This window comes from Paraburkholderia sp. XV, from assembly GCF_020177535.1.
Lineage (GTDB): Bacteria > Pseudomonadota > Gammaproteobacteria > Burkholderiales > Burkholderiaceae > Paraburkholderia > Paraburkholderia caribensis.
In genome coordinates, this window is record NZ_JAGUUD010000075.1 from 1 (window position 1) to 11172 (window position 11172).

Sequence of the window (11172 nt, forward strand, 5' to 3'; positions counted from 1 at the left end):
CGGTTGCACTTCTTTCTCATTCCTGCAAAGACTTGTCGGATCTCTGCGCTCCCGCTGCGCGGCTTTCAGACGCGAATGTACGGCAACCAGGCACGGCGGCCATCCCCGCCCTCGTTGTTCAACACCTGGAGCCCCAATAGCCTCGCCGAGTTGTGCGAATCGGGATGTGTGCCACCGCCGTATGTTGGGACTGAGTGGTGGGGGGCGGCCGTGGTGCTGGCTCTATCAAGCGTCGTCAGCGCGAATTCCGCGTCAACTAAAATTGCTACCACGGTGCGGTCCGGCTGTAACTAATTTCTTAGCGCAATACGCTTCGATTGCCGTGCCTCGGATGCACACCGGACGGTGCAGTGGTCGGCCCGAACTTTTACTGGCTTAGACTCGAACTGGTCACACGCCGCAAGCCGCTGGTGGAGGTCGTCGACGAATTTGGAAAGCTTCGGTCTCGTCCGCCCTCGCTCAATGGCCGTTGTTCGGTAGGCTAATTGCCGCCGGCACTGCCTCGAGCCGGCCAACACCGGCCATTGGCTCACGCTGTCACACGGACATTCGAACGGCGGCTCCGCGCAGACAACGGACCGTCGTGTGCGTCGGTCTTTACGGACGGTCCCGTTTCGCGGGCAATGGGCAGCCAGCGCCACGACGTGGATGCTTCCAAGGGGCGACGGGATCAACGTAACCGTTGGCGGCCTTTCGGCTGGAAAGGGCTCGGCCGTTCGTCAGTGTCGGCCATCAGTCACTTCACTACTTATGAGACGCCGATGATGACGATGTTGTCGGCCAACATATGGGACCGCGCATGCGGTCCCGTCGCTCACCGCGTCATACCCGGCATAAGCGTCAGCCTGCAGAATGCCTTCCGGAAGGATGTGTAGGTTTGAGTCCCGGCAAATCACTGGTCGAGCGTCGTCTGAGTTGCCCAGCGATGTAGCTCAGCAGCGATTCCAAACGAGGTCGGGGTCGCTTCTGCACGGAAGACGAATCCGCGTTAGGAAGCCTTGAAGTTGGCATAAGCTTGAATTTTCCGACGAGGAAACGAGGAGGCTTCTGTCTATCATGAAACAAACGAGCGGATTGGACGCGGATCACGGGTTGCGCTGCAAAACGTTGAACGTCGCATTCACCAATGGCGGGCAGAATCCAGCTCAGGGACTTCGGCTCGTGATGCCTACAGGTACCACTGATGTGCAGGCTGCGGGCTGCGACGACCTCGGAGTGAACCAGTCGATACTAATAAGTGCTCCATCTGTCGCGGTCATTCCGGCGTGCGCGCAGTTGGCCACGATCGCTGACAACGATCCCAAGGGATGGGTCATCGAACTAAAAAGGTGTGTCCTTGGACAAGCCTCGCGAGAATCGTTTGTAGCGGTCCCAAAATGGTCCAGGTTTTGGGATCCATTCCTGTGCGAGGTCGCGGACACATTGAGTGCCTTGCATGTTGTGAAGCTCATCGACGCTGCCTGCGCAGACGCTTTCGCCGATGTCATTTCGGTACACATCGCTCTTAACTACGGGCTCTGGGCTGGTGCGGCCACGCCAGATACGCCTCTTACGCGTCAAATGCTGATTCGCATTGAAGCCTTCGTTCATGAGCACATCACCGAAACCATTTTGGTCGGGCAACTCGCAGTGCTGGTGGACATGAGTGCATCACACTTTGCACGCGCCTTCAAAACGGCGACGGGCAGCCCGCCGCATCGGTACGTGACACTCGAACGGATGAAGTTTGCCAAGACAATATTGCGCGATGAGACCGTCCCCCTAGTTGACGTTGCCGCGCGCACGGGATTTCAAACTCAGCAGCATTTCACCGACGTGTTTCATCGATACACCGGTGTGACGCCGCGCGCATACCGACTTGCCAACCGAAAAGTCGGTAGCTGATTCATTTTGCGAGGCCTCGCATGTCGTCGGATCAGCAGGCTCACAGGTCGAGGAATATCAGATAAGAATAAAATATGGTTTCCAACGTGAACATCGAGAGGTCGTCGTGATGACAACCCCACATCGTGTTGACGTCGATGTCCCGAGCGTCATCGCAAGCGGATCGCCATACGACGTCGACGAGTTTCTGGTTTCGACGTTGTGGGGGCCGTGCGGAGATACGTTGCCGCCGCTCGTTGTTCTGGGATGGGTCAGAACGCTGCGCGAACGTGGAGAGGCGTTTGCGTCGCATTATTCTACGTGCCACTACTGGCTATATGAGCACACGCGCAATCTTCCTGCTCTGCTCGACGCATGGAAGGCAGAACAACACGCCCGGTCGGCTGCCGCCCGGAGCGTTGCCACGTTACAAAAGCAACGCGCACTCTTTAAACGCCTTACACGTGAAGGCAAAGACACCGCCTGGGTGGGCGCAGTTCTAGAATCGATGGAATTGTTCTGCCGAGTGTACGGCGATGTCTGGGAGATGCACCTCGCCGCCTTAGATCGAAGGCTCCAGCAGGCCGAACCAGACGAACTCTGGATAACGACGACTGCCGTCCTCAAGGACATGCCCTTCTGATCCAGCTCGTGCTCCCGTCGTAGGGTTTTATATCAACAGGAAACGCGCCAAAAAACTGCGTTTGGATTGGAGTCCGGCGCTTCGGCTGACACAGGCAGTTGAAACTGGCGATGATTCCCGCCGCCTCCATTCTTCCCGGTGGCGCTCTTCAGGGACGGACCGCTCGTCAAGTGTGGAACAAGATCGGGGACTCCGTCCGCAGTGGCTTCGAGTAATGAGTCGATCCGGCAGTAAGGATGACCGCTGCACCTCTGAAAGCGGCCATCCGGACATTTGGGGGTATGTAAGACCGCTCAGGGTCGGGAGTACGCACTGCCGACTGGCTGTTTTCGGGCCGCTGAATTCAAGTGGCCCGCTTTCGAGCGATGAGTTCGAGGAGCAGACTGACGCAGCCCGAGCCACGAGGGACGATCGAAATGCTCGACAGCGGTCACTCGAAATGATGCATCATTCATAGCCTCCTCAACGTTATCTGAAGATCGATCAATGTTTTTTGACGAGATCAACGCTGGATGCTTCGAACTGTTCGACGCTTGGTGCGAACGGCGGGCAGCACGTCCCTTGCGCCACTTGTTGCGCGCTTGGCCGCTTACAAATGGCCTGACCGATGATTGGGGCGAGCTCCACGAAGCGTTACGTGCGCTGCGAGTCGACTGTCGAACTGAGATTTCCGAAGCGGAACGGATAAGTGTTGACGAGCTGATCGGTGCTATAGCCGTTACGGTCTTGCAGCGATGAGCGACAACAATAAGCAAATGGAATGTGATTGCCGCGACCATCCGGCGATACGCCGGATTAACGGGAGTTTGCTAGCACTGATTCCCGGCTTCCGCCATGTGGATGTTGCGCACTGGCGGGCGCTTTTGCGATGTCCCACGTGTGGGCAACTATGGGCTGTTGATGAATGGGACAAGTATCAGATTCAGCTTGCGGTGAAGGTCGCAGATGCGGAAGGCTGGAATGATTCAGACGAGGCCCTGCGTAAGGAGTACCTTGCTCAGTCGCGGGGAGAGAATACAGCGGCGAAATGCATGTGGAGCGGCTGTAAGAAGAATCAGTTGAATGGTAGTGCATACTGCGTCGATCATCTCTACGCCAATGGCGGAACAGCCTGACGGGTCGTGCGCTAGCACTTGGCTGCAACCATCGCTCCGATCTGGATGTCAAGGTAATGCACCAGCCAGTTTCTCGGGTCGCCGAGAAAGGCGTATTCGAGGTCAGGGTAATCCGCCGAATACTTTCGGCTCATCGGGTTCTGTAACCATACAGTCGCGTTTGGCATTGGCCAACCGCTGCTGACCTCGACCATAACGTTGCCGACAGAAAGCTCCGCGTCGGGTATCTCGCGAAGGGGCCGGTGAGGCGCGGCGAGAGAACCGAAAGGTCGTACTCGTGGATCATGGGCGTCCCTAGGTTTGGCGTTGAACCAGTGAATCATTGTTCACGATGTACATCGCTTCGTCGACCGACCGTTCGTGGCCCGAATCCGGAAGTCGCCAGCCACGCGCAGGTACCGCGGTCACATCAACAACGTCATGCAACCGGGCCTTGGCTGGCTTCTGCGCCTTTATGTTCGAAAGCGACTCGCCGCCGATCGGAGTGTCTGCGCCTGATCGGCAAGCGACAGCGCTGCCGCAGTAGTCTCTTCCACCAGCGCCGCATTTTGCTGGGTCGTTTCATCCAGTTGTGAGACTGCGCGGTTGACCTGTTCGATGCCATCCCGTTGCTCTTTCGACGCCGCCGCCACTTCCTGCATCACGTTGCTGACTTTTTCGATAGACTGAACGATCTCCGTCATCGTGCGGCCTGCCTGATCGATGAGCCCCGATCCTTCAGTCACGCCCGTCACGGCTTCGTCGATCAGCGCCTTGATTTCCTTTGCCGCGCTAGCCGAGCGCTGCGCGAGCGTGCGCACCTCAGCGGCAACCACAGCGAAGCCGCGACCCTGCTCGCCCGCACGGGCCGCTTCGACGGCGGCATTCAACGCCAGTATGTTCGTCTGAAATGCGATCCCTTCGATCGTGCCGATGATGGACGCGATCTTTGTCGACTGATCCGATATGCCAGCCATGGTTCGCACGGCCCGATCCATCATGGCGCTACCTGTCTTCGCAATGTCCGATGCGTTGCTGGCATATTCGGTTGCGAATCCGACACGCTCGTTATTTTGGGCGACGGTCGCTGTCAGTTCTTCCATGCTTGCGGCCGTTTGTTCCAACGCGGCCGCCTGCGCCTCGGTGCGCCGTGACAGATCCGAGTTGCCCGATGCGATCTCGCTCGTAGCGCTAGCCATCGACTCGCTGCTCGAGAGGACGGTTGTGACCGTCGATTTCAGTCCCTCCTGCATGGATGAAAGACCCTGCATCAGCGCAGTCATCTCATGGCGGCCCTCCACTTGAACCTTGTTCGAGAGGTCTCCACTGGACATCGCCGAACAGACCTCCAGCGCTCTGATCAACGGGCGGCCAATCGCGCGATGCAGCCCGATCGCGCACACCAGTGACAGAAGGATGGCGACACACAGTGCCGCGACCGACGCACCGCTGACCGTGCTGAGCGTCGACTGGAAGTCTTCATAGCTCGATTCGCCGCTCGTCATCAGGTAGTCGTTGAGCGCGTCGGTGCTTTTGGTGAACGCCAGCGCCAGCGGCGGCATCACGTCCATCGTGATCCGGTTGGCGGCAACCGCGTCGCCCGTTTCGAGCGACTGCAGCGTGGGCTCGATCGCACCTTTGATCAACCGGTCGAATGTCAGCGAGACGGCCTCTGCCAGCTTTTGCTGTTCAGCGGACTTCGGCAGCGCGAGATAGCGTTCGTAGGCCTTCTTCGACGTCGCCAGATAGGCGCGTGCTTTTTGCAGAAGCACTTTTACGTCCGGCGATTCCGGGTGCAGGAGCGCCCGGTCCATCGAAACGCGCGCGATCGTCATGTTGTACTTGGTGTCGCCAAGCGCGACGGCGGACGATAATTGCACCGCATAGATTTCGTGGAGCGCCGACTTCCCCTCTTGCGTTCCCCACTGACCGAACGCGGCAACGACCAATATCAGGGCGACGAGCAAGCCGAAGGCGAGCGAGATCCGCGCCCTGATCGAGACTTTCGAAAACATGTGTAAATGTCCGCTGGATGACGTGAGCCCCGCAGGGGCTTGAACCGGATATGTCCGTACATATTGGGTATCGGTCGCATCACCCCAAACATGGATCGGTGTAAACCCTCACGCGTCTGAGCGCTTGAGTCTCGTCGACACGGTGAACCGGCCGGCGGGATGCACACTCACCGACACTTCGAAGGCCACGCCCGTCGAATCGATATAGCGGCGCACGATTTCCAGCGCCGCCGAACCGATTGGCATCTGAAGTCGCTCAGCCATCTCTTTCGTGGCGTTCACTGCCTGGACATTTTGCTGGATTTCAACGACACAGCGGCCGTAACGCGCCTCGATCAGCGAACTGATCAGCGTGTCAGGCGCTGCCGCCGCTTCTTCGGCGATCTCCGTGTAGGTCGGATCGATGTAGACATCCGTCCAGCCGACGGGCGGACGCGAACTGTCGCGTTCGATACGCAGGCTCGACACGCGCAGCCAGTGCGCACCTTCCTCGCATTGCAGAACCTTGGCGAGTCTGCCTGCAACCGTGACCCTTTCCACCGACTGAATCACCCGCAGATGTTCCGACCCGAACTGCACCAGATCCTCGAGCGAACCCAGCGAAGGACGAAAATCGTTCTTCGGCTGCGCCGACTCGACGCGCGTGCCGGCGTTCTTGCGCCGCGACACGAATCCAAGCTGCTGAAGCTCGTTCAGCGCCGCGCGAATCGTGTGCCGGCTGGTGTTGTACTGGTCGCGCAACTCCAGTTCGGTCGGTAGATAAGAACCAACCGGAAAGCGGCCGCTGGCGATGCCCTCGGTCAAATCGCGAGCAATGTCGGCGTAATGAGGTCTATTCATGCGTGCAAAGAATGGCGACACCGGGATCGATGCTCTTCCAGGGTAAATCATAACTTGAACGATATGTTCGAACATATTATTCTCAATATGTCCGGACATATTGGAACTTGTCCGCTTGTCGCACAATCCTGCTTGCTCGACTCAAGGCATCGTCATGACTACCCGCACCCCCCCGCTTTCCAGCACCGTCTTCGATTCGATCCTGTTTCGCGACGCCTTCGGCACCGCCAAAATGCGCGCCCTGTTTTCCGATCACGCGCTGGTGCAACGCTATATCGACGTCGAAGTCGCGCTCGCGAAGGCCGAAGCGCGCGTCGGCGTGATTCCGGCTGACGCTGCGGATGTGATCGCGCGCGAGTCGCAGATCGAGCGCATCGACTTCGATCACATGCGCGAGGAAACCGACATCGTCGGCTATCCGATTCTTCCGCTCGTGCATCAACTGGTCGGCATGTGCGGCGAGGCAGGCCGCTATGTGCACTGGGGCGCCACGACGCAGGACATCATGGATACGGCCGTCGCGCTCCAGGTGCGCGACGCGCTCGATTCGATCGATGCCGATATACGCGAACTGCGCGGCATTCTCGTCGATCTGTCGAAAAAGCACCGCGACACGCCGATGGCCGGCCGCACGCATCTGCAGCAGGCATTGCCCGTCACTTTCGGCTACAAGACGGCGATCTGGCTGGCGATGTTCGACCGTCATCAGCAACGACTTGCGCAACTGCGCCCGCGCGTAGCCGTCGTCGAATTCGCGGGCGCGGCCGGCACGCTCGCCTCGTTGGGCGACAAGGGCTTCGAAGTACAGAAGGCGCTTGCCGCCGAACTGCAACTCGGCGTGCCCGCGACCACCTGGCACGTCGCACGCGATGGTTTTGCCGAGGCCGTCAACCTGCTCGCGCTCGTCACCGGTTCGCTCGGCAAGATCGCAACCGACATCATGATCATGGCGTCCAACGAATTCGGCGAAGTGTACGAACCGTTCGTCAAGGGCCGTGGTGCGAGCAGCACGATGCCGCAAAAGCGCAATCCTATTTCGAGCGAGCTCATGCTGGCGGCCGCCAAAGCCATCCGACAGCACGCCGGCTTGATGGTGGACGCGATGATTCAGGACTTCGAGCGCGCGACGGGACCCTGGCACGCGGAATGGATTGCGATTCCCGAAAGCTTCATCCTCGCTTCGGGTGCGCTCCATCAGGCGAAGTTCGCGCTGGGCGGACTCATCGTCGACACGGATCGCATGAAGTACAACCTCGGCATCAGCAAGGGGCTGATCGTCGCCGAAGCCGTGATGATGCAGATGGCACCCTACACGGGACGCCAGCAGGCGCACGACATCGTCTACGACGCATGCCGCACGGTGAACGAAAGTGGCGGCACGCTCGCCGAAGCGCTGGCGGCACTCCCTGAAGTCACCCGGCATTTCGATCGCAACGCGATCGGCGCGATGACCGATCCCACCAACTATCTGGGCCTCGCGCCGCAAATGGTCGATCACGCCATCGCGCTATCGAGCGAGATCTGACGAACGCTGTGGAGGAGCCACACCATGACGAAAGACAACACATCACATAACGACACAGTCGCGCCAGCGGCGAAGCGGCCGTGGTACCGCAAGCTGGGCATGCAGGTGCTTATTGCTCTCGTGCTCGGTATCGCAGTCGGTCTGATCTTTCCGAAGTTCGGCGCGCAGCTGAAAATCCTCGGCGATATTTTTCTTGCGCTGATCAAGGCCGGCGTAGCACCGCTCGTGTTTCTCACCATCGTGCATGGCATCGCATCGGCCGGCGACGTGAAGAGCGCGGGGCGCGTCGGCTGGCGCTCGATCGTGTACTTCGAGGTCGTGTCGACCATCGCACTGGCCGTCGGGCTGCTGGCCGGAAATCTGTTGCAAACAGGCAAAGGCATGACGGCCATCACACCTGGCGCTGTACCTGTCGTCGCGGCAAGGGCAGCGCCGCAAGGCTTCACCGAGTTCGTCATGCATCTGGTGCCGGACAACTTCATCGGCGCGTTCGCGAAGGGTGAATTACTTCAGGTCGTCGTGCTGGCTGTCATGGTCGGGATCGGCATTCTCGCGATTCCCGAAAGCCGCCGTGCGCGCATCAACGAGGGGCTCGATCTCATTTCCCAAGTGCTGTTCTCGTTCATCAATCTGGTGATGAAGGTCGCGCCGCTCGGCACCTTCGGCGCAGTGGCGTTCGCGGTCGGCAGCAACGGCACGGCTGTACTGGTCGCGCTCGCGCAGCTCGTGTTGACCTTCTATGCCGTCATCATTCTGTTCATCGCTGTCGTGATGGGTATCATCGCGAAGCTTGCGGGCTTCAGCATGTGGCGTTTCATGCGCTACATCAAGGATGAGATCCTGATCGTGCTCGGCACCGCGTCGTCGGAGAGCGCGTTGCCGCGGCTGCTCGTCAAGCTGGAACGTCTCGGCTGCACTAAACAGACCGTGGGTCTCGTCCTGCCGACGGGTTATGCGTTCAACCTGGACGGCACATCGATTTTCATGTCGATGGGTGTCATGTTCATCGCTCACGCGTACAACGTGCCCATTACGATCGAACATCAGATCGGCATTCTGCTGCTCATGCTGCTGACGTCGAAAGGCGCGGCGACTGTTTCAGGCGGATCGTTCGTCGTGTTCGCTGCGACGGTCACTTCGACGGGCATTCTTCCCGTTGAAGGACTGGCTGTTATTTTCGGCGTGTACCGTTTCATGTCGATGGCGATCGCCACGTGCAACACGATCGGCAACAGCCTCGCTACCGTGGTGGTCGCGCGCTGGTCGGGCACATTCGACGCGGAAGCCGCAAAGCGGCACCTCTATCCCGAGCTCTATCCGGAAGTCGCGGAAGCGGATGAGCGTGCAACGGACAGCAATCTTTCGCACGAAAACGTCAACCAGGTGAATCCTCATCCCGTCACGCTTCGATAACTCGAATTAGTCGAACACATCGCACCGACGCATGATGGAAGCGGCTGGAATCGGTTTGATCAGCCGCTTTTCGCTCTCAAACGGGGAGTGCTTCGCTGAAGTCTGATGATCTCCGCCTCTTCACACTAACCTGCAAAAGCCCATCATGAATACGCGAACTGAATCGGATGCGTTCGGACCCGTGGATATCCCCGCGCATCGCTACTGGGGCGCGCAAACGCAGCGCGCGCTGGACGTGTTCGGCGCGGCAGAAGAGCGGTTTCCTTCCGCGCTGGTTCACTCGTTCGGTTTGCAGAAACATGCAGCCGCGCGTGCCAACCGCGCATGCGGCGTCATTGATCCGCGCCTCGCCGATGCAATCGAAACAGCCTCCACAGAACTGAGTGAAGGGAAATGGGACGAGCACTTTCCGTTGAGCATCTGGCAGACCGGCTCGGGAACGCAGACCAACATGAACGCGAACGAGGTCATTGCCAACCGCGCCAATGAACTGCTCGGCCAGCCGCTGGGCATGAAGTCGCCCGTGCATCCGAACGATCACGTCAATGCGTCGCAGTCTTCGAACGACAGCTTCCCAACCGTCATGCATGTGAGCGCAGCTCTTGAACTGACCGGGCATCTCCGACCTGTGCTCGTATCGCTTCAAGCGTCGCTAGACGAACGCGCATGTGCATTCGCCAATACGGTGAAGATCGCGCGCACGCATCTCATGGATGCCGTGCCGACGACGATGGGCCGCACCTTCGCAGCGTACGCCCATCAGATAGCCGCTGCGATTTCTCGCATCGACGCAGCGCTGCCCGAGCTAATGCTGCTCGTACAGGGCGGAACGGCTGCAGGCACCGGGTTGAATGCGCCAGCGCAGTTCCCGGAGCTTTTCTGCTCGGAACTCGCTACCGGCACAGGCCTGCCCTTTCGAACACATCCGCACAAGCTGGAAGGTATGGCGTCACACGATGCACTGGTCGAGGTGTCAGGCGTACTCAACACGATTGCAACATCGCTATTGAAGATTGCCAACGACATTCGCCTGCTCGGTTCGGGACCACGCTGCGGGCTAGGCGAACTCATCATTCCCGATGACGGCCTCACCTCTTCGATCATGCCGGGCAAACGCAATCCGACGATCGCCGAAGTGCTTGTGCAGGCCTGCTTCCAGACAATGGGCAATCACCAGACAGTGACACTTGCGGGGGCATCCGGCCTTTTCGAGCTGAACGTCGCGAAGCCGGTGTTGATTTACAACGTCCTGCAGTCGATACGCGTGCTGAGCGACGCCTGTCGAAACTTCGACGAACGCGTAGTGAGGGGACTTCAGGTCGACGCGCTGCGACTTGCAACGAACGTCGAGAACGCACTATTGTCGGTGACAGCGCTCAATCCGGTGCTAGGCTATGATGCTGTCGCGCGGATAACTGCGCTTGCATTGCGAGAAGGCATCACACCGCGCGCTGCGGCGTTGTCGTTCGGCATCATCGACGCGGACCAGTACGACAGAATGGTCGACCCTGCGCGTTTGGCGAATGCTAAATAGCACTAGGGGCCGGGCACGACGATCGCGTTTGTACGCGGCCGTCCTCGGACGCCTCGAAGCGAGCCGTAGGCGACCTTCAGGCGTCTCCAAAGCGGACGCGGGACGAAGGAATCGCGCGTACAGATCGGCTACTTCGGAAGCACTGAATTCTGTCGCTTGAGCGTGTGCACTTCTTTGGCTAGTTGATACGTTATACCGATAAACAGTGTAACAAAGAGAGGCGCACCAACCAGAAGAACTTTCCA

Annotated in this window: 8 protein-coding genes; 6 read left to right on the forward strand and 2 right to left on the reverse strand. The window is 59.1% G+C overall.

The genetic code is table 11. The annotated features are described in order from the left end of the window. Positions 1-1056 precede the first annotated feature (1056 nt). The 3 genes from KFO72_RS28195 (at position 1057) to KFO72_RS28205 (ending at position 3621) form a co-directional block, all read left to right on the forward strand. On the forward strand, positions 1057-1884 hold the full coding sequence (locus tag KFO72_RS28195) for a helix-turn-helix domain-containing protein (protein WP_225033501.1): 828 nt from the start codon (positions 1057-1059) through the stop codon (positions 1882-1884). A gap of 106 nt (positions 1885-1990) precedes the next feature. Continuing rightward, positions 1991-2506 carry a hypothetical protein gene (locus KFO72_RS28200; protein ID WP_225033502.1) on the forward strand — a complete coding sequence of 172 codons (516 nt, stop codon included), beginning with the start codon at positions 1991-1993 and terminating at the stop codon, positions 2504-2506. Between the two features lie 734 nt (positions 2507-3240). Continuing rightward, positions 3241-3621 carry a hypothetical protein gene (locus KFO72_RS28205; RefSeq protein WP_224100298.1) on the forward strand — a complete coding sequence of 127 codons (381 nt, stop codon included), beginning with the start codon at positions 3241-3243 and terminating at the stop codon, positions 3619-3621. Positions 3622-4073: 452 nt separating this feature from the next. Here the strand turns inward: KFO72_RS28205 and KFO72_RS42350 are convergent, their stop codons facing one another. Together KFO72_RS42350 and KFO72_RS28220 are read right to left on the reverse strand one after the other, a co-directional pair. Next, entirely contained in the window at positions 4074-5615 is a 1542-nt protein-coding gene (locus KFO72_RS42350; RefSeq protein ID WP_318248522.1) for a methyl-accepting chemotaxis protein, read from the reverse strand. 108 nt (positions 5616-5723) lie between these two features. Then, positions 5724-6455, reverse strand: a complete 732-nt coding sequence (locus KFO72_RS28220; protein ID WP_062918239.1) for a GntR family transcriptional regulator — start codon at positions 6453-6455, stop codon at positions 5724-5726. A gap of 154 nt (positions 6456-6609) precedes the next feature. On the opposite strand from KFO72_RS28220, the gene KFO72_RS28225 reads away from it, so the two are divergent. The 3 genes from KFO72_RS28225 (at position 6610) to KFO72_RS28235 (ending at position 10927) form a co-directional block, all read left to right on the forward strand. Next, positions 6610-7980 (forward strand): adenylosuccinate lyase family protein, encoded by a 1371-nt coding sequence (locus KFO72_RS28225; protein WP_054930889.1) that lies wholly within the window; start codon positions 6610-6612, stop codon positions 7978-7980. Between the two features lie 24 nt (positions 7981-8004). Then, a complete protein-coding gene (locus tag KFO72_RS28230; RefSeq protein WP_054930890.1) occupies positions 8005-9393 on the forward strand; it encodes a cation:dicarboxylate symporter family transporter in 1389 nt (462 codons plus the stop codon). A 145-nt stretch (positions 9394-9538) separates the two neighbouring features. Further along, a complete protein-coding gene (locus KFO72_RS28235) occupies positions 9539-10927 on the forward strand; it encodes a class II fumarate hydratase (protein WP_225033503.1) in 1389 nt (462 codons plus the stop codon). Positions 10928-11172: the final 245 nt, after the last annotated feature.

Excerpts from the sequence above, each read along its gene's own strand:
- KFO72_RS42350 (WP_318248522.1), bottom strand. The coding sequence starts at position 5,615 with ATGTTTTCGAAAGTCTCGATCAGGGCGCGGATCTCGCTCGCCTTCGGC.
- KFO72_RS28235 (WP_225033503.1), top strand. The coding sequence starts at position 9,539 with ATGAATACGCGAACTGAATCGGATGCGTTCGGACCCGTGGATATCCCC.
- KFO72_RS28220 (WP_062918239.1), bottom strand. The coding sequence starts at position 6,455 with ATGAATAGACCTCATTACGCCGACATTGCTCGCGATTTGACCGAGGGC.
- KFO72_RS28195 (WP_225033501.1), top strand. The coding sequence starts at position 1,057 with ATGAAACAAACGAGCGGATTGGACGCGGATCACGGGTTGCGCTGCAAA.
- KFO72_RS28225 (WP_054930889.1), top strand. The coding sequence starts at position 6,610 with ATGACTACCCGCACCCCCCCGCTTTCCAGCACCGTCTTCGATTCGATC.
- KFO72_RS28205 (WP_224100298.1), top strand. The coding sequence starts at position 3,241 with ATGAGCGACAACAATAAGCAAATGGAATGTGATTGCCGCGACCATCCG.
- KFO72_RS28230 (WP_054930890.1), top strand. The coding sequence starts at position 8,005 with ATGACGAAAGACAACACATCACATAACGACACAGTCGCGCCAGCGGCG.